Here is a 21688-nt window from a genome sequence, read left to right on the forward strand (position 1 = left end):
TTATAAAAAAGTAACAAATAGTAAATAAATCATACATATTGTATAAATTGTTATCATAATGAAAAAACTAACGCTTTCTTTGTTTTTATTAGCAGGAATATGTTCACAAAATACAGTGAATGCCCAGGCTAAAGTAACTAAAACAGTTGTAAACAGCACAGATACAGGCTTGGATATTAGCCTTATGGATACTTCTGTACGTCCGCAGGATGATTTTTATAACTACGTGAGTGGAACATGGATGAAAACTGCCAAAATTCCTTCTGATAAGCCAACTTGGGGAAGTTTCAACAAATTAGCTGAAGACACGGATAACAACTCCATGACGATCCTGAACTCGCTTTTGAAGGATAAATTTGCTGATGGAAGCGAAGGTAAAAAAATCCAGGATCTGTATGCTACATATATGAACATGCAGAAGAGAAATGCAGACGGAATCAAACCTATTCAGGGAAATCTGACTAAAATTGATGCCATCAAAAATGTTGCTGATCTTCAGAATTATCTTGCTTCTGTAACTAAAGAAGGCGAAAATAATTTCTATGGATGGGGCGTATATGCAGATCTGAAAGACTCTAAAATGAACGCTGTTTACTTAGGGGAAGCATCTCTTGGTTTAGGAAGAGATTATTATCAGAAAGTAAACGAAAAAAATACAGAAGCTATTGCTGAATATCAGAAATATGTAGCTTCAATGCTTAAAGAATTAGGATACAAAAATGCGGATGAAGCAGCAAAAGGTATCGTTGATTACGAGAAAAGCATCGCTAAAACTTATCTGACAAATGAGCAGAGCCGTGATAATACCCTTCAGTATAACCCTCAGACAATGGCTGAGCTTTCTGCTTTGGTAAAAGGAGTTGACCTTCCTGCTTACCTTAAAAAAGTAGGGGTGAATTCTGATAAGGTAATCATCGGAGAATTAGGGTATTATAAAAACTTTGATCAACTGGTGAATGCTAAGAATCTTCCTGTCATCAAAGATTATTTAAAATTCCACCTGATCAACGGAAGTGCTTCTTACTTAAGTGAGAACCTTGGAAATATGAGATTTGCTTTTTATGGTAAATATCTTAGAGGTCAGCAGGAGCAGAGAGCTTTAAACAAAAGAGGATTTGAGTTGATCAATGGTTCTTTGGGAGAAGCTTTCGGAAAATTATATGTTGAAAAATACTTCCCTGCAGAAGCTAAGGCTCAAATGGTAGAATTGATCGACTATTTAAAGAAAAGCTTTGCGGTTCACATCAACAATTTAGCGTGGATGTCTGCTACAACAAAGGCAAAAGCAATGACGAAACTGAACAAATTTACAGTGAAAGTTGCTTATCCGGACAAATGGAAAGATTATTCAAAATTAGAAATTACTCCAGAATCTAAAGACGGAACATTATACAAAAACCTTCAGAATATTGCTGAATGGCAGTACAATAAAGATTTAGCTAAAATTGGTAAGCCGGTTGATAAATCAGAATGGGGAATGACTCCACAAACGGTAAATGCTTACTATAACCCGGTAAACAACGAAATCGTATTCCCTGCTGCAATCCTTCAGCCGCCATTCTTCAATCCTAAAGCTGATGCTGCTGTAAACTTCGGTGGAATTGGTGCTGTTATCGGTCACGAAATGAGCCACGGATTTGATGATTCAGGTGCCCAGTTTGATGCAGACGGTAACTTAGTAGACTGGTGGACTCCGGAAGATAAAGCCAACTTCGAGAAAGCTACAAAAGCTCTTGCTTCTCAATATGATAAATATGAGCCTGTAAAAGGAACTTTTGTAAACGGTACTTTCACAAATGGTGAAAATATCGCTGACTTAGGAGGTGTAAATATTGCATATGACGCTCTTCAAATGTACTTAAAAGATAAAGGAAACCCAGGAAAAATCAGTGGATTCTCTCAGGATCAGAGATTCTTCTTAAGCTGGGCAACTGTTTGGAGAACATTATCAAGTGAGAAATACATGATCAATCAGGTGAAGACAGATCCACACTCTCCGGGGTACTTCAGAAGCTTCGGCCCGCTGATCAATGTTGATTCATTCTACAAAGCATTCGACGTGAAAAAAGGAGATAAGCTATACAAAGCTCCTGAAGACAGAATTAAAATCTGGTAATACCTATCATTAACATAAAAAAATCACCTAAATTTTAGGTGATTTTTTGTTTTTAGAATTATAACACGACGAGTTCTGTCGCTATTCATGGATATCTTTGATTTCAGAAATAAATCTTGCAAGATGTATTATTTCACTACCAAATAATAAGAATAATAAGATGAATACAATTGAAATTAATGATCCGTATATCGGAGAATGGGTAACTTTTATAGAGACAGATAAAACATATGACAATAATCCAATTATTGATAGCTATTGTGATGATATTCTTTTTAAAAAAGTTGGAAATGTTTACTACAGAAGAGTACTGGAAGACAGCCGTGTAGATATCAGATGGTTTGGTGCATCACCACAGGGTGTCATTGATAGTACAGCTGCGATTCAGCAGACTTTTATTATTGCAGATCGGTTTAATTTATCGGTCACAGCGGGAAGAGGAACATATGTTATTTCTGACACTATTTTAATTCCGCAGCATCCTGATTTTACCTTTTCATCTAAAACGTACGATTTTAATGAATCTATATTATTAATAAAAGCTAACGTTACTGTATTTAAGTCTGGGTATTATAAGAATGGTCAATTAATCAGTTCAATAGAAACCGGTAAGGATGAAAATATGTCTCAAGGGATTAAATTCGGAAATTTTTCCCTTCAGACCAATTTTTATGATATCGCCCATCCTGCTTTGGTTATTAAAGACTGGCATCAGGGGTGCAGATTATTTAATATTTCTTCAGCCAATTTTTCAACTCTACTGAAGTCAATTAATAATTATTATACAGTTTTTGATGATTTAAGAACCACCCATCAGCATGATACAAGACTAGGTGAGCGTTTTATTTTTTCAGGTGAAATGAATCTGAATATTTTCCGTTCATTGATAGCTGCCAATTCTTTAGTGGGATATAAATTTGATGGTCCTTTAACGGCCTGTCATTTTGATGCTGTATCCATTGAAGGAGTCACAACAGGAATTCAATTTAACTCTTCTGTATATAACTGCTCAATTGTCAATTCATACCTTGAAGGCTTCGACAGAGCTTTTGAATTTAATGATTATATTAATAACTTTACAATAGATAATAATTATATCAGATTTGTACAACCCCAGCACAGACTTATAAAATATAAAGGATTGCCATTGAATAATGTTCATCTGTTACCTAATAATACGTTTATTGGAATGACAGACTATCAGCAGTTATTTGAAAATATTGAAAATGATTATGGTTACGGAATGGAAATGAGTTTTGATACGATTCATGGAAATTCTATTAATGATCTTTTAATAGACAATTTTGGAGCTAATTTTAATATCAATGCTAAAACAAAGTTCCCTTCTTACTTAGCCAATATCCGAAATGGAAAAGGTCTGATTCCAGGAAATTATTCAGGACAGTATACACGAGGGTATGATGGTCCGTCTGGATTTGAGTTGGACTCTTCACTGCCTGGCTTTTTACATCTTAAAACGAAGATAAAGAATACATGGACGCAGATTATTTACGTGAATCTTGAAGTAAATGTTCAGTCAGGAACCAGATATTATAAAGGTTTTTTTGTAGGAAATATCTTTTATGAATTCAATGCTTCCGGAGTGTCAGCCACAGGAGTTTTGGAATCTCATATTAACAATAATGATGGTACTATTGATATTAAAAGACCGGTGTCTGAAGGTTCAGATATTATAAAAATTACAGGAGAGGTACGTCTAATTTAATTTTTTACTTTTTAAAATCCGGAATTAAAATCTGGTAATCATACAAACCGTTCAGCAATGAACGGTTTTTTTATAGGTAGTAGGTAGTAGAGATTTAATAAGAAATTAGAAGTGTCGATGCTTTACCCATAATTTGTAAATAAAAGACCTCCATCATTCCCCTCCTCTGGAGGGGTGTCGAAAATTCAAAGAATTTTTGACGGGGTGGTTTATCATCGGTTTACTTATAAAGCAAATATCATCCATCAATAGAAGCGGATTTTAGTCCGCTTTCTTCATAAATACCTATCATCAGGCTTTAGCCAAAGCCTAACATACACCCATCTGAATTTAAAACCCACATTACACCCGAAATTCAACCCCCATATTCCCAATTCCCTGAACTAAACATACTCTATCATTTTCCAATTATCCCTCAACTATTATCATTAAAGTTTGTATATTTGATAAGTTTGTGTAAAATCAAAAATATCTTTAATGAAAAAGCTAAATATTGGAATACTTGCCCTTTCAGGTCTTGTATTTCTTAATTCTTGTGGTACAGCAAAGACTGCAGGGACAGATACAAAAACTGAAGCTACGGCAGTCGTTGCCGAGACAGTAAAAGGAGAAGTAAAAGATGAGGGAATTAATGTATCATATATGGATACAAATGTGCGTCCACAGGATGACTTTTTTAGCTATGTAAACGGAAATTGGGTGAAGAACACTCAGATTCCGTCTGATAAAGCAAATTGGGGGTCTTTCAATGCATTGAGGGAAAATGTGGATGATGCTTCTCTGGACATCTTAAACAAAATTTTGTCTGAAAAATATGCTGAAGGAACTGAAGGTCAGAAAATTCAGAATCTATACGCTTCTTTTATGGATACCAGCAAAAGAAATGCAGATGGTTTATCACCTATAAAAAGTGATTTGACAAAAATTGATGCCATTAAAAACCTTAATGATCTTCAGAAGTACCTTTTGGAAGCAACAAGATTAGGAGATAATTCATTCTACGGCTGGCGAGTAAGCGCAGATATGAAGAATTCTAAAATGAATGCTGTATATCTGGGAGGTCCGGATCTTGGTCTGGGAAGAGATTATTATCAGAAAGTAAACGATGCAAATACTAAAACTTTAGCAGAATATCAGGCTTATGTCGGAAAACTATTCGGGGTTTTAGGATATAAGAATTCAGCTCAGGCAGGGCAGAATGTGGTAGATTTTGAGAAACAGCTTGCCAATTATTTATTGACTCTTGAGCAGAACAGAGATGCTAACCTGAGATACAATCCTAAAAATGTATCTGAGCTTTCAGGGCTTGTTAAAAATATAGACCTTGCAAAATATTTGAAAGATGCAGGGGTGAATACAGACAGAGTAATCATCGGAGAACTGAAATATTACCAGAATATGGATCAGTTTGTGACGCAAAAAAACCTTCCGTTGTTAAAAGACTATCTGAAGTATCACCTGATTAACGGTAATGCAAGTAATTTGGATGAAAGTTTAGAGCAAATCAGATTTGATTTCTATGCAAAATATCTGCAGGGACAGAAAGAGCAGCGTCCAATGAACAAGAGAGGTCTTACCATGGTTAATGGGGTTCTTGGTGAAGCTTTCGGTAAATTATATGTTGAGAAATATTTTACTCCGGAAGCAAAACAGCAGATGGAAACTTATATTGACTACCTTTTAAAATCATTTAAAACGCACATTGCCAATATAGACTGGATGTCTCCGGAAACAAAAGTAAAAGCTCAGGAGAAACTGTCTAAATTTACAGTAAAGATTGCTTATCCGGATAAATGGAAAGATTATACCCAATTGAAAGTGGAATCTACCAATCAGGGAGCAACATTATATTCTAACCTTCAGAATGTAGCGGCATGGCAGTATCAGAGAAGTTTAGATAAAGTGGGAAAACCTGTTGATAAAACAGAATGGGGAATGTCTCCACAGACTGTCAATGCTTACTACAGCGGATCAAATAACGAAATTGTATTCCCGGCAGCAATCCTTCAGCCTCCTTTTTATAATCCTAAAGCAGATGCAGCGGTGAATTTTGGTGGTATTGGAGCGGTTATCGGGCATGAAATCTCTCACGGATTTGATGACAGTGGTTCCCGTTTCGATGGTGACGGAAACCTTAATAACTGGTGGACAGATGCTGACCGCAAGAACTTTGATGCAAAAGTAGGACAGCTTGCAGCTCAATACAATGCTTATGAACCTGTAAAAGGAAGTTTTGTAAACGGTAAATTTACAAGCGGAGAAAATATCGGTGACTTAGGTGGTGTATCTGTGGCTTATGATGCCCTTCAAATGTATTTAAAAGATAAAGGAAATCCAGGTAAGATCAGTGGATTTACTCAGGATCAGAGATTTTTCTTAAGCTGGGCAACAGTTTGGAGAACAAAAGCTACAGATCAGTATATGATTAATCAGGTAAAAACAGATCCTCACTCTCCGGGAGTGTACAGAGCATTTGGACCATTAGTTAATCAGGATGCATTTATCAAAGCATTTGATATTAAACCTGGTGATAAAATGTATAAAGCTCCTCAGGACAGAATAAAAATCTGGTAGTAATACCAAAAATTGTTAGAAAAGAAAGAATCCGTCTCAATTCAATGTGAGATGGATTCTCTTTTTAATACGCTTTCTTATAATTTCGGATAACGAACTTTATTCCGGTTTCTATAATATCTCCCATCGTTTGACAGTACTTGAAATTTACATCGTAAGTAAGTTTTTGCAAAGCTGTTTTTAGCTCTGTAACATTGGCCTCAGGGGCAATGTTTTCTTTTTTCATAATAGAAAGGAGTTCATCGAATCTGCTTTTGCTACTGGTCACTCTTTTTACAATTTGTGAACGTACCTCTTTACGATATTGCTCTATGGAATTAGTTTTCAATTTTTCTAATACCATACTAACCATCAGGTTGTTTTCTTTGAAATACTGAGGGAGATACACTTTCAAATTCCCCTCGTAGCTTTGCTGATCAAAATCGATGGGACGAATTCTGTAAATAACCTGATCAAAATCGTGTATAGGAATGATAACATAATTATAAGAGCGCATGTCACCAAGTAGCCCAATAAGGCAGCGTTCATTGAATTTTACAAATTCCTTGGAAATTTGCGCTTTTTCCGATTCTGTACAATTCGGTAGGTATTTCTTAATAAAAACATCCCCGGGAATTCCTAAGATATGTTCTTCTATTAAGGTGTTTTTGTAAATTAGAAAGTTAACCCGGTTGGGAGAAAGAAGGTCTTCAATTTCCAGTCCGTATATGCGTGAGGCATCAGCCTGCTTAATATAAAAATTGGTATAGTTGTCATTCAGAATATTTCTCACCCGAATTCGGAAAGGTTTAGAATTTCCGAATGTACAGAAGTCGATCGTATCTACTTTCAGATATGGTAAAGTCGCTTCATCTCCGTCGGAATGAAGAAGGGTATAAATCTTATTTAAATTAGCCTCTATTTCTTTAAACTCATATTCAGAATACAATACCCCGAGCCACAAAGTATCTTTACCTTCCTTATCCAGAATATTCACACTGTCGCTGAATCTTAGCAGGTCTTCATATAGAAACTGGATCTTGGTGGTTCTGTTGTGTTTTTCCAAATACTGTTCTAGTGCTTCTGAAACAGGATATATTGGTTTTCGAAAAGCAATCTTTACATCTTTCATTATTGTGTTTACTTTATTTAAATATAAAGAATATTTTTTCCTTACGTTGGAGGATTTTTTATTTTAACATATGTTTGATCAAAGTAGGCCTAAATTTTATTTTATCTTTCTATGGTTTACTTTTGTTTATTTTTCATAGCTTAGTGATATCGTAAGATGGTGATTGTATGATAAGTAATAATAGCTAAATTTAAATAAATCAAGAAAAATCTTGACAAAATTTTGTATGTTACAGTTTTTTTTTAAATTTAAACATTGGATTGGTAATTTATTTGATACGTCTGTAAATTACTCAGAAACAGATCCAAACCAAAATAGTAAATCTCAAAATAATAATAATATGGCAATGTTTAATTATGGTGTTGGCGGAAACGAGGTAAAAGTAGACGCTAATGAAGCTATTCAGGAAATACAGGAAAATAAATCACTGATAGTAAGCCAGCTTACAACAGAAGAATCTTATACCCCTGAAATTGTAACAGGATTAAAAACCGTAGAAGATGTTTTCAGACATTTTCAGCCTTCTGTAGCTGTACAGCATGAAACAGAAGATGGAAGTGTGGTAGAAGAAGAATTCCGCTTTCAAAATCTTGGCGACTTTACTCCTAAAAGCCTTACTCAGAAATCAGATTATCTGCAGCAGCTGAGCATGGAGCAGGAGCAGTACAACAAAATCGTACGTCAGCTTAAAACAAATAAAATACTACGAAATATGCTGGAGAATGATCAGACAAGAGCTGCGTTCATCGAAGTATTGAAAGACGTAGCACAAGAACTTGAAAAATAATTAAAGACTTTACATTAAATCATGGATAGCAAATTACAGGCGCAAGAAAGCCAGCAGCAAGGGCAGCAGCAACACGCAGGGCAACCGAAAGGTAACCCACTTGCAGAGCTCAATAAAATGGGAGGTTTTGGCTTTGTTGAATCCGTTGTAGACGGAGTCGCCAATATGAACCCTACAAGAAAGGCAAGAAAGGAAATCTTCCTTACCGATAGCAATAAAGCAGATGAAAGAAAAGAGCTTCTTCAGAAAATCAACCTTTGGGTGAGTCTGTTGGAAGGAAACGAATCTGCAGATAAAATGGCTGAAACGTGCAAAAGTAAAGCACAGCAGGCCGATCAGAATTTAAAGACGAACTTAAAAAATACACTTGATGCTGTTCGTCTGTTGGAAACCAACTACAGAACGGTAGCGCAATTCTATAAAAATACAGAATTGGACAAAGTAGACAACGTAAGCATTGTCAATGCAAGTATCGATCAGGTTTCGGATTTAGATAATCCTTTATTTATCGATGCCATTTCTGAAGAATTCAAAAATTATTATGACCGTTTAGACCTTAGAGATAACTATTCAATTCTTGCAATACCAGGATATTTAGGATCAAATAAGGTAATTGAAAAATGGGCGAAAATCTGTAACGAGAATAAAGTAATGATGGTTACAGACTTTGCTAATCTTGATAAGCCGGATGACGTGGTAGATTTATTCCACTCGGCAAACCTTACAGGAGGTGAACTTCACAGAAGTAATGTGATTATGACTTGTAACTGGTTGGTAGGACGTGGAAAAGCTGAAGAAGTAGGTGAAGAGGAAAACGTAGAACTTCCACCTTCCACTTCATTGGCAGGAAAAATCCACAAGACTTTAATGTCTCAGGTAGCAGCCGGTAAAAAACACGGTAATATCAACGAAGTAGACGCTGTAAAATTCGAATTGAAGAAAAGTGAAATTTCTCAGTTAGAAAAAATGGGTCTTGTACCGATGGTAAATGAATATGGAAAAATCATGGCATTCTCTGCAAAAACATTGTTTACAGGAGATAACATCGGACTTCAGACATATTCCGTAGTTCGTGTATTCGATTACGTAACTAAAGTACTACTTGACTTCCTGAACAGAAGAGCTTTTGAAAACTGGAACGCTAAGAACGAAGATGATTTGAGAAGACAGATCGTAACATTCTTAGACAATATCAAAGGACCGGATAAGTTAATTGAAAAATTCAAGATTGTTCGTTTCGAACAGGACAGAGTGAACAAAGACAGAGTATGGCTTGATATCCGTATGACCCCTTATTTCCCTACAAAAAGTTTCGTTATTAAACTGGACGGACATAAAGGAGATGATGGTAACGAATGGGATGCAGAATATACTCAGGAATAAAAAAACTTATTTTAAATAATAAAAAACCGATGCAATTTTTTTCATCGGTTTTTTTCTACCAACACCTATAAATAGTAAGATGAATAAAAAACTGAACTTGGTACTTCTGCCTGTCTTATTACTGGCAGTTTTGGTAAGCTGTGAAAAAAAATACCAAAGCCCGGGGAATTATGAAAACGATATGTTTGCCAATGAACGCCAGGAAGGGACAGCTTATATTATGAATGAAGATGAATGTTTCGATGGTAGTGAAATGGTGATTGCAAGCTCAGAAGTAAAGCTGATAGATAGTTCAAAAGGCCGTGGAAAACCCTTTTTTATCTATAAAGTAAGATCCGGAAAAGTACTGAAAACAATAAGAGATTCTGTTATGGAATATCCATTTCAGTTTCTTTCACCACAGAGACTCAAGCTGAAAAATAATGATTCCATGTATGTTTACCTGAAAAGTCTTCAGGGGTACCGGTTTATTGCAAAAGACAGGAACCTTAAATATCAGTGGCTGAAAGCAGCTCCGGTATATTCTGTGAAGAAAAAATAAAATAAACCTATCTTTGCAGCTTCGAAATAATGTTCATCAGAAGAGCTCTCGCTTCTTCCGTGGTATAAATAGATTAAGGTTTTTGGAAAATATTAGAACAGGCTCAGACTTTCTTCATGTAGGAAACAGGCTTTTGGAGTGGTATAAAAATAATGCAAGAGATCTGCCTTTCAGACAGACGAAAGACCCTTATAAAATCTGGATCTGTGAGATTGTATTTCAACAGACAAGAATTAGTCAGGGGTTAAATCACTATAATAATTTTATCAAAAGATTTCCCGATGTAAAAACATTGGCAGAAGCTGACGAAAACGAGGTTTTATTATATTGGAAGGGATTAGGCTATTACTCAAGGGCAATTAATATTCATAAAGCTGCCAGGCAGATTATGGAGGAGTATCAGGGGGTATTTCCAGCTCAGTATCAAGATATTTTAACCTTAAAAGGGATTGGTAAATATACTGCGGCTGCGGTTTCAAGCATCTGTTTCGGAGGAAAAATGCCTGCGGTTGACGGAAACTTTTATAGGGTGCTAAGCCGTCTTTTTGCTGATGATTTTGATATTTCAAATTCCAGAGCTTTTACCTATTTTTCAGAATTAGCTGCTTTGGTGATGCCTGACAATGTAGGCGATTTTAATCAGGCGATGATGGATCTGGGTTCCGAGATCTGTAAGCCGAAAAATCCCCTTTGCGGAGAATGCCCAATTAATGAAGACTGTCTTGCATTTTCTTTACAGAAAGTTACTAATTATCCGGTGAAAACGAAGAAGGTAAAGACAGAAGATCTTGCTTTAACCTATTATTTCGTTCATAGAAACGGACAATTTCTGATCCGTCAGAGAAAAGATGATTTTATCTGGAAAAAATTATTTGAGTTTCCTTCAGCTATTCCTGAAGAGATGGAACCATTTATTACCCAATCAAAAACCATTACCCATAAACTGACTCACAAGAATTTAAGTATTGAAATATTCAATGTGGCAGTATCTTCAGAGAAGGAGTGGAATACTTTTATAGCTGAAAATCAATACCTCATTACGGATATTCAGGGTTCTCATGAAAAATCCTTTCCTAAGCCTTTGGAAAATTACATTCAAAACTCTCTGAAAGACTGAAATTTGTCTTCCGAAATCTGAAATCTAATTTGTACTTTTGCAAAATGATTAAAAAAGTCATTTTTATTTTTGTATCACTGCTTTTACTTTCATGTGGAAAAGACACTACTCCGAAACCTTACGGAGAATTGCGTCTGGAATATCCAACTCCGAAATACCAAAAGTTTGAAAACAATTGTGCCTATACTTTTGAATATTCTGATTTTGCTTCCATTACGGCAGCTAAAAAACCGTGTTGGTACTATCTTAATTATCCAAAAATGAAAGCCAAAATCTTTGTTACTTATTATCCGATACAAAATGATTTTGCTGAACATATCAAGGAAGCCGAAAAAATGGTTTATGAACATACCATTAAAGCCAGTTCTATAGATACAAAATCTTTTGAGTATCCTGAAAAAAAGGTCTACGGAAACTTTTATGAGCTTAAAGGGCAGAGTGCTTCCAATCTTCAATTTTACATCACAGACAGTACAAAACATTTTGTGACTGCTTATTTATACTTTGATACGAGACCGAAACCGGATTCTCTGGCTCCTGCAGTGAACTATATCAAAAACGATATGAAGCACCTGCTGGACTCTTTTGAATGGAAAAAATAATTACTTTTAATATACATTGAAAAATATATGAAACTTTTAGTTGTAGGAAGTGTTGCATTTGATGCAATCGAAACACCATTTGGTAAAACGGATAAAATTTTAGGTGGAGCAGCCACTTATATTGGGATCACTTCATCTATTTTAGGCGTTAAATCGGGTATCGTTTCTGTAGTAGGAGGAGATTTTCCACAAGAACATCTGGATATGTTTACAGACAGAGACGTAAACATTGAAGGAATTGAAATTGTAAAAGAAGGAAAAACTTTCTTCTGGTCAGGAAAATATCATAATGATTTAAATACCAGAGACACTTTAGCTACAGAGGTGAATGTGTTGGAAAATTTTGATCCGAAAATTCCGGATTCTATGCAGGATTCAGAAATTTTATTACTTGGAAACCTACACCCTGGAGTTCAGTTGTCCGTACTTGAAAAAATGAATAAGCGTCCCAAACTTGTTATCCTTGATACCATGAATTTCTGGATGGACAGCGCTTGGGATATTCTGATGGATATGATTGCTAAGACAGATGTAATCACAATCAATGATGAAGAAGCAAGACAGCTTTCAGGAGAATATTCTCTGGTAAAAGCAGCGAAGAAAATTCATATCATGGGTCCTGAATATGTAATCATCAAAAAAGGAGAGCACGGAGCTTTACTTTTCCATGATAATAAAGTATTTGCTATTCCTGCACTTCCGTTAGAAGATGTTTTCGATCCAACAGGGGCAGGAGACACTTTTGCAGGAGGTTTTGCCGCTTATCTTGCTAAAAAAGGAAAACTGGATTTCGAAACCATGAAATCTGCTTTAATTGTAGGTTCTGCAATGGCTTCATTTACCGTAGAAAAATTCGGAACAGAAAGAATTCAGGAAGTTGGAGAAGCAGATATGTTCGAGAGATTGAGACAATTTAAAGAATTAACAACATTTGATGTTGAACTGCAGTAAATAAGTCTTTTTAAGAAATATTTATAATAAAAAATTGAGTGAAATTCGTTAAGAATTCTAAATTTGCAACTTGTTTAAAATAGTAAAATGACAAATAGACTAAAAATCACTTTTCTCCTTGGGATTTTCATAATGATATTCTCTTCAAATATGATGAATGCCCAGCTAAAACAAGGAGATTTAGTGGATGGTATTGCTGCTGTTATCGGTGATGAGATTGTTTTGGAATCTGATGTAACTGAGCAAATGAATTATGGAAAGCAGCAGGGAGCTTCTAATACAGATAAATGTGAGTTCCTGGAAAACCTTATCAGCAATAAGCTTCTTGTATACGAGGCAAAAAAAGATACGTTGATTGAAAACCGTTCTGCAGCGATCAAGGAGCAAGCCAATGGAAAATACCGTCAGTTGCTTTCTCAATTTCCAGATGAAAAAACAATGCTTGCAGCTTATAAGTTCAGAAATGCTTATGAGATGAAGAATGCTATCGAAAAAATTGATATAGACCAATACTACGGGCAGGCAAAATATCAGAGAATTACTGAAAAAGCCGACGTAACACCTAATGAGGTTACCGACTTTTATAACCTGTACAAAATGCAGTTGCCACAGATAAAAGATGAAGTAACCTTAGCTCAGATTATGATTTATCCGGCATTGACGGAAGCTCATAAACAAGATCTGATCAACAGACTGAAAAAAGTTAAGCAGGATATCTTAGGTGGAGAAACTTTCGAAAGTCAGGCTAGAATTTATTCTGAAGATGAAGGATCTGCTTCCAACGGAGGATTATACAAGAATATCAATAAAGGTCAGATGGTGAAGCAGTTTGAAGCTACAGCATTAAACCTTCAGGAAAATGAAATTTCAGATCCTATCGAATCTGAATTCGGATACCACATTATTCAGTTGTTAAAAAAATCCGGAAAAGTGTATGACGCAAGACATATTCTATTAAAGGCTACTCCTACAGATGAAGAACTAAAAACGGCAAAAGCAAAATTAGATAGTATCAGAGGTCTTATTATAGATGGTAAGATGACATTTAAAGATGCTGCGTTTAAGTTTTCTGATGATAAAAGAACCAAATTTAATGCTGGAGTTATTCCGGGAGGAGACGGTTCTGATAAAATTGAAAGAGAAAGTATCCCGGGAACAATCAGCTATGAGTTAGCCGGATTAAACAAAGGTGATATTACTACTGCTTTTGAAGACGAAGAAAACAAAAGAAAAACGGTTAAGATCATTAAATTGGAAGATGCTATACCTGCACACCAGATTACACTGGAAACAGACTTTAGCAGAATAAAACAAATGGCACTGAATAAGAAGAAGAATGAAATGATTGAAAAATTTGTTAGTTCTAAATTACCAAATATTTTCATCTCCATCAACGGACGTTATGATAGCTGTAATTTTAAATCCAATTGGAAAAAAGCAACAGTTAAAAAATAAAAACAAAAACCTTCAGAATCTCTGGAGGTTTTTTTTATCAGTAAACTTTATCCCTTGAAACAGGTTTGAATGGAAAATCTTATTTACCTTTCTTTATATACTTGTATTGTAACATTGAATATCTTTACATAAACTAAACGTATGGACTTTGCCTTTTATCTTCGACAATTCCATTTGGCAGCAGGGGAAACTCCAGAAATAAAGCTTGATCGTAAGGGATTGAAACTATCGGTAGATATTGTTCTGGAATCCGTAGCTCTCAAAGTATATAAACCGGAGTGGTCTGGAGATCATCAGTCACCATTAGATGCAGTGGGGAGGATTTTCTTTTCGGTATGGGTAAATGATAAGGCGATCCAAGAGGATAGAATATATTATAATATCCATGCCCTAAAGGTAAGAGAATTAAAAAACTATAGGATTTCCGGTAGAAATTTTGCGCAGGATTTTAGAACTGAATTTTTGAAGTATCATAAAGACTGGCCTAATGTAAGTGTACAGTATGGACCACTTACCTTAATGCAGGGCTGGATACAATTAAAAAATGATAGGATACAAAAAGATGTATATGAACTGGTTCAGAATTTTTTAAAGATAAGTTCCATTATAGATCATATTTTGGATTCACATAAGAAATGATAATATTTCGTTTTCTATAACTTTTTTAGTCAATTGAGATACCTGGTAAACGTTGTTTTTAGTATTTTTACACATGAGCAATTTTATAGATTTCAACTCTGCAAAAAAACTTCATGACATGCAGGCTAGCCAAAATAGAATTACAGAGCTTTTTAATATAAAATATCCAATTATTCAGGCTGGTATGATCTGGCATTCCGGATGGAGGCTGGCTTCTGCCGTTTCCAATTGTGGAGGATTGGGGTTAATAGGTGCAGGAAGTATGTATCCCGATATCCTGAGAGAAAATATCAGGAAATGCAAAGAAGCCACAGACAAGCCTTTTGGGGTGAATGTTCCGATGTTATATCCTAATATTGAAGAGATCATCCAGATTATCCTTGAAGAAGGTGTGAAAATTGTCTTTACATCAGCAGGAAATCCGAAAACGTATACAGAAACACTTCAGAAAGAAGGATTAAAAGTAGCTCACGTAGTTTCCTCTACCAAATTTGCAGTAAAATGTGAAGATGCAGGAGTAGATGCTATTGTTGCGGAAGGTTTTGAAGCTGGAGGGCATAACGGAAGAGATGAAACGACAACGTTCTGTCTGATCCCTAATGTGAGGAAACATATCTCTAAGCCATTAATCGCTGCCGGAGGTATTGCTTTGGGATCACAAATGAAAGCTGCCATGATTTTAGGAGCAGATGGAGTACAGATCGGATCGCGCTTTGCTGCTACTACTGAGGCCAGTGCACATGAAAACTGGAAAAAGAAAATTACCGAACTGCAGGAAGGAGATACACATCTTACTTTAAAAGAATTAGCCCCTGTAAGAATGGTTAAAAATAAGTTCTTTGGTGAGTTGGAAACTATTTACCAAAGTGGAAGAGATAAAGAAGCTTTAATTGCTTCATTAGGAAGAGCCAGAGCAAAAAAAGGAATGTTTGAAGGAGATATGGAAGATGGAGAATTAGAAATAGGACAGGTTTCCGCATTAATCGACGATATATTGCCGGTAGAAACCGTTTTTAATCATCTGTTGGAGGAATTTGAAAATATCAAAATGCCTGTATTATAGTTAGCTGTACTATATTTCAGTATTTATTTTAAAATAATAAAAGAGATTGCCTTCATAGGAGGCAATCTCTTTTTATAGAGAGGTGTTAATTGTTTATCTCATAAATATCAGTGATCTCTACAACTGCCATTTCATGTCTTTCAGAGTTGTTACCTTCCAGAATAAAAGTTGCATAATATCTGATCCCTCCAAATATCTGATCCTTCTTCTTAATAATTTGTATTTTAAATTGTGGATTAGATACGTTTCCTGCATTAGTGTTGGTAGCCCATAAAGAGTTTGAAGCAATATAAGGGGTATTTTTATACAATACCAGATTTCCATCTCCCTGAGCAGACAAATAAGGATTGTTACTTCCGGACTGTACCGTATTAGAAGCCCATCTCGCTGGGTTTGGATGAAGACCTACCCAATGAATAGGACTTGCATACAATACTAGGTTACAGTCGTGCTGAAGATCAAGATGAAGATTTACATTTCCATAATTAAGAACCAAAGAACCTCCTGCTGCCATTCCATAAGATCTGCTGCTTTCAGCTAGAACTGTGGTTTTGGTCGTTGACAGTCTTTCTGTAGACTTGGTTACCGATGATTTTGCCATGGCTGTTTGCTGTGTTTCTGTGGCGATGTCATTCTCTGTAGAACAGGAAAAGGTTACCAATGCCAACAAAGCTAAAGATGAAATCTTTACTGCGTTTTTCATGTTTGTTGTTATTAATTTTTTACAGCAGCAAATATAAAATAAGTATAATAATCTCGTTTTTGTGATATATGTATCTTTTTTAGCTTATTGATGTATCTGCTTTAAATATATTCCCGGCTTTATAAAATATTTAACACACTAAATAGTGTCTTTTTTGATTTGTTATTATTTTTATGTTTTATATTAAATTTTTAATAAATAGGTAAGTATTTGAATAAAAGCGCATTTAAAAATTAAAATCAGACTTCTAAATTGGGTTATTTCGAATATCCGGAGCTTTTCTATCATATTATTCTGTTATTTGGTAATTTTGCAAGAAATAATAGTATTTTACACGTTAAAAGAGATTTGATGTTGTAAAAAGAATTGGCGAAAGAATATGATACAGAATACGATAGTAAATGTTGGTGATAAAAATCTTTATATAGAATACAATAACTCCTTTGAAAATAGACCCACGATTGTCTTTCTTCACGATTCTCTGGGATCAGTAGTGCTCTGGAGAGATTTTCCTGCTAAATTGTCTGAAGCTACCCAATCTAATGTCCTTGTGTATGACCGTCTTGGCTATGGCAAATCATATCCTATGATTACTCATGAAAGAGCAGTTAATTATATGGAACAGGAAGCAGACCTGCTTAATGATTTGTTGGCGCAGCTCAATATTGACAAAGCGATCCTGTTCGGGCATAGTGACGGTGGAACAATTGCTTTAATTGCTGCCGCAAAATATCACAAAAGAGTAGAAGCGGTAATTTGTGAAGCAGGACATATTTTTGTTGAAGATATTACCTTAAAAGGGGTTTATGATGCATGGGAAGCCTATAAAACGACAAATCTTCCGGAACGTTTGAAGAAATACCATGGTGATAAAGTAGAAATGCTTTTTAAAGCATGGACAGAAACCTGGACACGCGATGATTACAGAAACTGGAATATTGAATATCTCTTAAAAGATATAATTTGCCCATTATTATTTATCCAGGGAGAATCCGATGAATATGGTACACTGGACCAGGTAGAGAAAACTATTTCCCAGGTAAGCGGAAGTAGTGAGAAATACATTATTCCGGGTATTGGACATACTCCACATAAGGAAGTTCCTGAGCTGGTTCTTGAAAAATCTGCCGAATATATCCGTAAGCTTTTTTAAAGATTAAAAAATTACAGTAGCTGAATTTCTGCGGTGATATTTTTTTTGGACTGTATTTCGTATTGGCCTTTAAAATACTCAGTTTTAAAGATGTCTTCAAGTTCCAGAAAATGTTGAAGAACTTTTTTTCGCCCGGGTTTATAGAGAAAATCCGGATAGATAGAATATTCTTTTCGGATCATTTTGGTATAGGCCAGGTAAGTGGCAAGATCTTTTCCAAGGATAGAAAGATCGGCATCCAATAGGTAATGGGTATCTTCATCTTCAGATCTTTGATGGGATTTAGTGGCCAGGATCTGTTTTGAAATCTTCAGAATTGTATCATGGGGTACACCGATTTCCTTAAGCCTTTTTTCAGCTGTACCAGCACTTTTTTCCTCATTAGACCTGGAGGTTGCATCATAAATAATATCGTGATAGAAAACAGAAAAAGAAACTGTGGCAAAGTCAGAGATATGGGGTTTTACCGTTTCAAGTTCCTGAAACATATTTTCAAGGTGAGACAGATTGTGATAATATCTGCCTTTCTCAGAGTGCTTTTTTTCAATTTCCTTCCATAGACTTTGGATTAAAGCCTGATCATCAGTAAATAAAATACAAAGTTGTAGAAAACGGTCTTGCAGAATCATGATCCGTAAAAGGTATAAAAAAAAGGAACTTTAAAAAGTTCCCTGATTTGCTTCAAGAACAGCCTTAAGCTCAGCCCAGCCTCCGCCGTTATAGCCATCCTTTAATCCTTGAGTGTTAAGATATTCTAATGCTTTTCCACTTCTGTTTCCACTTCTGCAGAATATGATCACTGGTTTTTCGATAGATAAAACCTCATCCTGTCTATCTTCTACTTCACCTAGAGGAATATTTTTAGCCCCATCTATATTTCCGTCCATTTCAAGCTCCATAGGCTCGCGAACGTCGATCAACTCATAATTTCCGGATTGTATTACTTCTATTAAAGACATAGTTGTTTATTTTAAACATTAAATTATAAACGAAAATACGTAATTTTTTTTTGAAAAAAATCTTAATTAAAACATAATTTTTTCAGAACAGAGCTAGACCAGGGTTTCTGGCTGAAGCATTCTGAAAACTGAAAGATTGATAAAATAATCTTAATTTTGCAATGTGATAAGTATGAATGCCGGAGCCGAAAAATATTCCCAACTGATAAAAACCAAAGCCAAAAGTTTTGGGTTTCAGAATTGTGGCATTTCTAAAGCTGATTTTTTAGAGGAAGATGCCGCACATCTCGAAAAATGGCTTAAGAATAACTTCAATGGGGAAATGAAGTATATGGAAAATCATTTCGATAAGAGATTAGATCCAAGGCTTTTGGTAGAAGGCTCTAAATCTGTAATTTCACTTTCTTATAATTATTTTCCCGAAGAAAAAATTTCGGTGCTGGAGAATTATAAGATTTCAAAATATGCATATGCAGAGGATTATCACGAAGTCATCAAAGAAATTCTTCGTGAACTGGTGGCAGAATTGCAGGAAGAGATCGGTGAATTCGGATTCAGGGTCTTTGTAGATTCAGCACCGGTTATGGAAAGAAGCTGGGCCAGAAAATCAGGAATAGGATGGGTAGGGAAAAATGCTAATCTGATCACCAGACAAAATGGTTCTTTCTATTTTCTTGCAGAAATTATCTGCGACCTGGAGCTTATCTCCGATCATGAAACAACCGATCATTGCGGAACCTGCCGGAAATGTATTGATGCATGTCCTACAGATGCTATTGTTTCCGAAAAGATCATTGACGGAAGCCGCTGTATTTCCTATGCTACCATAGAGCTGAAAAATGAAATTCCGGATTACTTTCAGGATAAAATGGAAAACTGGATGTTCGGTTGTGATATCTGCCAGGATGTATGTCCCTGGAACCGGTTCTCAGCACCCAATAAACAAAGTAGATTTACCCCTAATGAAGCCCTGAAAAATTTTAAAAAAGGGGAATGGAAAGAATTAACTCAGGAAATTTTCTCTGAGATCTTTAAAAAATCACCGGTGAAAAGAACCAAATTTGCCGGTTTAAAGAGAAATATTGAGTTTTTGGAGAGGTCTTCAGATCTATTTTAGCCGGAACTTTTGGTGACAACTCCTTCTTTGGAATTTTTTGGAGTTCCAAACTAAAGCTGATAATCGACCATTCCTTAAAATTTACGCTTTAAGGAGGTTAAGATTTGGTAGAATAAGTTTCTTAAAAACCTTTCCTAAAAAGAAAAATTGACTCTCAGGAGATTAAATCTCACCGAAAATCAACGTTTTTTTTGTATTCTTTTTGGAGCTGTTTTTACTCTTACTTTAAATCTTTTCTGAGACTTGGTATTTTTACGCATATTTGTGAATATTTCGTAACTAAATATAGTCATTTTTTCGATTAAAACAAATACTTTTACTAAAAATTACAGATTAAATTTTATTAAAACATGACCGTGAAAATTATAGTATTATATATCTTAAAAGTGTTGGGAATAATTGTAGGAATCGTGATCATATATGTCCTTCTTGGCTTATTGATCCCCTTTATCTCTGTCTCAGCAAAAGATGATGGTGAAAAGAAAGATATTCCCATTTATATTTATACCAACGGAGTGCACACAGATATTGTAATGCCCGTAAAAAATGACCTGCAGGATTGGAGCCTGAAGATTCCTTTTGCCAATCTGAAATCAAAGAAAACAGACTATAATTATATCGGTATAGGATGGGGAGATAAAGGTTTTTACCTGGATACCCCCACATGGGCTGACCTGAAGTTTTCTACTGCTGTGAAAGCCGCATTCTGGTTAAGCGATTCAGCAATGCATTGTACTTATTATACCACAATGAAAGAAGGGGACGACTGTAAAATGATTATGATCAGCAGAAGCCAATATACAAGGCTGGTGAAATTTGTAGAAGATAAATTCGACAGAGATCAGAATGGCAATTTTATGGTGATTCCTACCAATGCTGTGTATGGAGATAATGATGCTTTCTATGATGCCAGAGGTACATACAGTTTCCTGTATACCTGCAATACCTGGACTAATGACGCTTTAAAAGCTGCCGGACAAAAAGCGGCCCTGTGGACTCCTTCTGATTTTGGAATTTTCCAACACTACAAATAAAATGAGAAGGTTTTTTCTTTTCTTTTTATTACCTGTGCTTTCTTCCTGTGTCAAGGAGAAGGAAATAAACAGTTATAAGACAGGAAATGCTGTGGTAACGAGTGAGAAAAGACCAGAAGCAGATCTTTCTAAAATAAAAATAAAAGCTGAAGAAGCTTTAGCGTTCTGTACCTCAAGAAATCTCAGTACCGATTTTTGTATCCTTATAGACATGAGCCTTCATTCAGGAATTAAACGTTTCTTTGTCTGGGATTTTAAAAACAAAACTATTTCAGGGAAATATCTCGTAGGGCATGGTTGTGGTATAAATGCATGGAGTAAAGATGATTCAAGAGACCGCCCGGAATTCAGCAATGAAGATGGAAGCCATCTTTCATCTCTGGGGAAATACAGGTTGGAAGGAAGAGGAGACAGCGAATGGGGTGTCAACATAAAATACCTGATGCATGGCCTCGAGGATACTAATACTAATGCATTGAAAAGGTTTATCGTTTTTCATTCCTGGAATCTGATGAGCGATGAAGAAGTTTTTCCTAAAGGATCACCGGAAGGATGGGGCTGTCCCACCATTTCAAATAATGCTATGAGAAAAATTGATCCAATGATTCAGAACACTAAGAAACCTGTTCTGATGTGGATTTATAATTAAAAGAAGTA

Annotated in this window: 20 protein-coding genes; 16 read left to right on the forward strand and 4 right to left on the reverse strand. The window is 35.5% G+C overall.

The window, feature by feature from the left end; genetic code table 11:
* Positions 1 to 58 precede the first annotated feature (58 nt).
* The 3 genes from DRF57_RS09735 (at position 59) to DRF57_RS09745 (ending at position 6416) form a co-directional block, all read left to right on the forward strand.
* The gene (locus DRF57_RS09735; protein ID WP_047487574.1) at positions 59 to 2116 is read left to right on the forward strand and encodes a M13 family metallopeptidase; all 2058 of its coding nucleotides are present in this window, start codon (positions 59 to 61) and stop codon (positions 2114 to 2116) included.
* A 160-nt stretch (positions 2117 to 2276) separates the two neighbouring features.
* Positions 2277 to 3842 carry a hypothetical protein gene (locus DRF57_RS09740; RefSeq protein WP_115918228.1) on the forward strand — a complete coding sequence of 522 codons (1566 nt, stop codon included), beginning with the start codon at positions 2277 to 2279 and terminating at the stop codon, positions 3840 to 3842.
* Between the two features lie 477 nt (positions 3843 to 4319).
* Positions 4320 to 6416, forward strand: coding sequence for a M13 family metallopeptidase (locus DRF57_RS09745; RefSeq protein WP_084086208.1), 2097 nt, complete (start codon positions 4320 to 4322; stop codon positions 6414 to 6416).
* 64 nt (positions 6417 to 6480) lie between these two features.
* Here the strand turns inward: DRF57_RS09745 and DRF57_RS09750 are convergent, their stop codons facing one another.
* Positions 6481 to 7527, reverse strand: a complete 1047-nt coding sequence (locus tag DRF57_RS09750; RefSeq protein WP_115918230.1) for a hypothetical protein — start codon at positions 7525 to 7527, stop codon at positions 6481 to 6483.
* A 340-nt stretch (positions 7528 to 7867) separates the two neighbouring features.
* On the opposite strand from DRF57_RS09750, the gene DRF57_RS09755 reads away from it, so the two are divergent.
* The 9 genes from DRF57_RS09755 (at position 7868) to DRF57_RS09795 (ending at position 16065) form a co-directional block, all read left to right on the forward strand.
* A complete protein-coding gene (locus DRF57_RS09755) occupies positions 7868 to 8314 on the forward strand; it encodes a type VI secretion system contractile sheath small subunit (protein WP_047487911.1) in 447 nt (148 codons plus the stop codon).
* 21 nt (positions 8315 to 8335) lie between these two features.
* Complete coding sequence (locus DRF57_RS09760) at positions 8336 to 9697, forward strand: DUF5458 family protein (RefSeq protein WP_047487587.1); 1362 nt, start codon at positions 8336 to 8338, stop codon at positions 9695 to 9697.
* Positions 9698 to 9776: 79 nt separating this feature from the next.
* Positions 9777 to 10238, forward strand: coding sequence for a hypothetical protein (locus tag DRF57_RS09765; protein WP_052188573.1), 462 nt, complete (start codon positions 9777 to 9779; stop codon positions 10236 to 10238).
* Between the two features lie 82 nt (positions 10239 to 10320).
* On the forward strand, positions 10321 to 11355 hold the full coding sequence (mutY, locus tag DRF57_RS09770) for an A/G-specific adenine glycosylase (protein ID WP_115918232.1): 1035 nt from the start codon (positions 10321 to 10323) through the stop codon (positions 11353 to 11355).
* A gap of 44 nt (positions 11356 to 11399) precedes the next feature.
* A complete protein-coding gene (gldD, locus tag DRF57_RS09775; protein ID WP_047487595.1) occupies positions 11400 to 11957 on the forward strand; it encodes a gliding motility lipoprotein GldD in 558 nt (185 codons plus the stop codon).
* Positions 11958 to 11984: 27 nt separating this feature from the next.
* Positions 11985 to 12908, forward strand: a complete 924-nt coding sequence (locus tag DRF57_RS09780; RefSeq protein WP_115918234.1) for a PfkB family carbohydrate kinase — start codon at positions 11985 to 11987, stop codon at positions 12906 to 12908.
* An 87-nt stretch (positions 12909 to 12995) separates the two neighbouring features.
* On the forward strand, positions 12996 to 14363 hold the full coding sequence (locus DRF57_RS09785; RefSeq protein ID WP_047487601.1) for a peptidylprolyl isomerase: 1368 nt from the start codon (positions 12996 to 12998) through the stop codon (positions 14361 to 14363).
* 141 nt (positions 14364 to 14504) lie between these two features.
* Positions 14505 to 15002 (forward strand): hypothetical protein, encoded by a 498-nt coding sequence (locus DRF57_RS09790; protein WP_115918236.1) that lies wholly within the window; start codon positions 14505 to 14507, stop codon positions 15000 to 15002.
* Positions 15003 to 15075: 73 nt separating this feature from the next.
* On the forward strand, positions 15076 to 16065 hold the full coding sequence (locus DRF57_RS09795; protein WP_228450405.1) for an NAD(P)H-dependent flavin oxidoreductase: 990 nt from the start codon (positions 15076 to 15078) through the stop codon (positions 16063 to 16065).
* Between the two features lie 85 nt (positions 16066 to 16150).
* Here DRF57_RS09795 and DRF57_RS09800 read toward each other — a convergent pair whose 3' ends face one another.
* Positions 16151 to 16768: a hypothetical protein gene (locus DRF57_RS09800; protein WP_084086202.1), complete on the reverse strand. Its 618-nt coding sequence runs from the start codon at positions 16766 to 16768 to the stop codon at positions 16151 to 16153.
* 379 nt (positions 16769 to 17147) lie between these two features.
* Here DRF57_RS09800 and DRF57_RS09805 point away from each other — a divergent pair, with 379 nt between their 5' ends.
* Positions 17148 to 17921, forward strand: coding sequence for an alpha/beta fold hydrolase (locus DRF57_RS09805; protein WP_115918238.1), 774 nt, complete (start codon positions 17148 to 17150; stop codon positions 17919 to 17921).
* 11 nt (positions 17922 to 17932) lie between these two features.
* Here the strand turns inward: DRF57_RS09805 and DRF57_RS09810 are convergent, their stop codons facing one another.
* Both DRF57_RS09810 and DRF57_RS09815 read right to left on the reverse strand, forming a co-directional pair.
* Entirely contained in the window at positions 17933 to 18550 is a 618-nt protein-coding gene (locus DRF57_RS09810) for an HD domain-containing protein (protein WP_115918240.1), read from the reverse strand.
* 30 nt (positions 18551 to 18580) lie between these two features.
* Positions 18581 to 18880, reverse strand: coding sequence for a rhodanese-like domain-containing protein (locus DRF57_RS09815; RefSeq protein WP_047487614.1), 300 nt, complete (start codon positions 18878 to 18880; stop codon positions 18581 to 18583).
* Positions 18881 to 19052: 172 nt separating this feature from the next.
* Here DRF57_RS09815 and queG point away from each other — a divergent pair, with 172 nt between their 5' ends.
* The 3 genes from queG to DRF57_RS09830 all read left to right on the forward strand — a co-directional run bounded on the left by queG (position 19053) and on the right by DRF57_RS09830 (position 21680).
* Complete coding sequence (gene queG, locus DRF57_RS09820; RefSeq protein ID WP_084086199.1) at positions 19053 to 19997, forward strand: tRNA epoxyqueuosine(34) reductase QueG; 945 nt, start codon at positions 19053 to 19055, stop codon at positions 19995 to 19997.
* A 350-nt stretch (positions 19998 to 20347) separates the two neighbouring features.
* On the forward strand, positions 20348 to 21031 hold the full coding sequence (locus tag DRF57_RS09825; protein ID WP_115918242.1) for a TIGR02117 family protein: 684 nt from the start codon (positions 20348 to 20350) through the stop codon (positions 21029 to 21031).
* A gap of 1 nt (position 21032) precedes the next feature.
* Entirely contained in the window at positions 21033 to 21680 is a 648-nt protein-coding gene (locus tag DRF57_RS09830) for a murein L,D-transpeptidase catalytic domain-containing protein (RefSeq protein ID WP_115918244.1), read from the forward strand.
* The last annotated feature ends 8 nt before the right edge of the window (positions 21681 to 21688 follow it).

This window comes from Chryseobacterium rhizosphaerae, from assembly GCF_003385455.1.
GTDB classification, from domain to species: domain Bacteria; phylum Bacteroidota; class Bacteroidia; order Flavobacteriales; family Weeksellaceae; genus Chryseobacterium; species Chryseobacterium rhizosphaerae.

What these genes read in the sequence shown, in the direction of transcription:
- DRF57_RS09735 (WP_047487574.1), top strand. Translation starts at nt 59, where the DNA reads ATGAAAAAACTAACGCTTTCTTTGTTTTTATTAGCAGGAATATGTTCA.
- DRF57_RS09740 (WP_115918228.1), top strand. Translation starts at nt 2,277, where the DNA reads ATGAATACAATTGAAATTAATGATCCGTATATCGGAGAATGGGTAACT.
- DRF57_RS09745 (WP_084086208.1), top strand. Translation starts at nt 4,320, where the DNA reads ATGAAAAAGCTAAATATTGGAATACTTGCCCTTTCAGGTCTTGTATTT.
- DRF57_RS09750 (WP_115918230.1), bottom strand. Translation starts at nt 7,527, where the DNA reads ATGAAAGATGTAAAGATTGCTTTTCGAAAACCAATATATCCTGTTTCA.
- DRF57_RS09755 (WP_047487911.1), top strand. Translation starts at nt 7,868, where the DNA reads ATGGCAATGTTTAATTATGGTGTTGGCGGAAACGAGGTAAAAGTAGAC.
- DRF57_RS09760 (WP_047487587.1), top strand. Translation starts at nt 8,336, where the DNA reads ATGGATAGCAAATTACAGGCGCAAGAAAGCCAGCAGCAAGGGCAGCAG.
- DRF57_RS09765 (WP_052188573.1), top strand. Translation starts at nt 9,777, where the DNA reads ATGAATAAAAAACTGAACTTGGTACTTCTGCCTGTCTTATTACTGGCA.
- gldD (WP_047487595.1), top strand. Translation starts at nt 11,400, where the DNA reads ATGATTAAAAAAGTCATTTTTATTTTTGTATCACTGCTTTTACTTTCA.
- DRF57_RS09780 (WP_115918234.1), top strand. Translation starts at nt 11,985, where the DNA reads ATGAAACTTTTAGTTGTAGGAAGTGTTGCATTTGATGCAATCGAAACA.
- DRF57_RS09785 (WP_047487601.1), top strand. Translation starts at nt 12,996, where the DNA reads ATGACAAATAGACTAAAAATCACTTTTCTCCTTGGGATTTTCATAATG.
- DRF57_RS09790 (WP_115918236.1), top strand. Translation starts at nt 14,505, where the DNA reads ATGGACTTTGCCTTTTATCTTCGACAATTCCATTTGGCAGCAGGGGAA.
- DRF57_RS09795 (WP_228450405.1), top strand. Translation starts at nt 15,076, where the DNA reads ATGAGCAATTTTATAGATTTCAACTCTGCAAAAAAACTTCATGACATG.
- DRF57_RS09800 (WP_084086202.1), bottom strand. Translation starts at nt 16,768, where the DNA reads ATGAAAAACGCAGTAAAGATTTCATCTTTAGCTTTGTTGGCATTGGTA.
- DRF57_RS09805 (WP_115918238.1), top strand. Translation starts at nt 17,148, where the DNA reads ATGATACAGAATACGATAGTAAATGTTGGTGATAAAAATCTTTATATA.
- DRF57_RS09810 (WP_115918240.1), bottom strand. Translation starts at nt 18,550, where the DNA reads ATGATTCTGCAAGACCGTTTTCTACAACTTTGTATTTTATTTACTGAT.
- DRF57_RS09815 (WP_047487614.1), bottom strand. Translation starts at nt 18,880, where the DNA reads ATGTCTTTAATAGAAGTAATACAATCCGGAAATTATGAGTTGATCGAC.
- queG (WP_084086199.1), top strand. Translation starts at nt 19,053, where the DNA reads ATGAATGCCGGAGCCGAAAAATATTCCCAACTGATAAAAACCAAAGCC.
- DRF57_RS09825 (WP_115918242.1), top strand. Translation starts at nt 20,348, where the DNA reads ATGACCGTGAAAATTATAGTATTATATATCTTAAAAGTGTTGGGAATA.
- DRF57_RS09830 (WP_115918244.1), top strand. Translation starts at nt 21,033, where the DNA reads ATGAGAAGGTTTTTTCTTTTCTTTTTATTACCTGTGCTTTCTTCCTGT.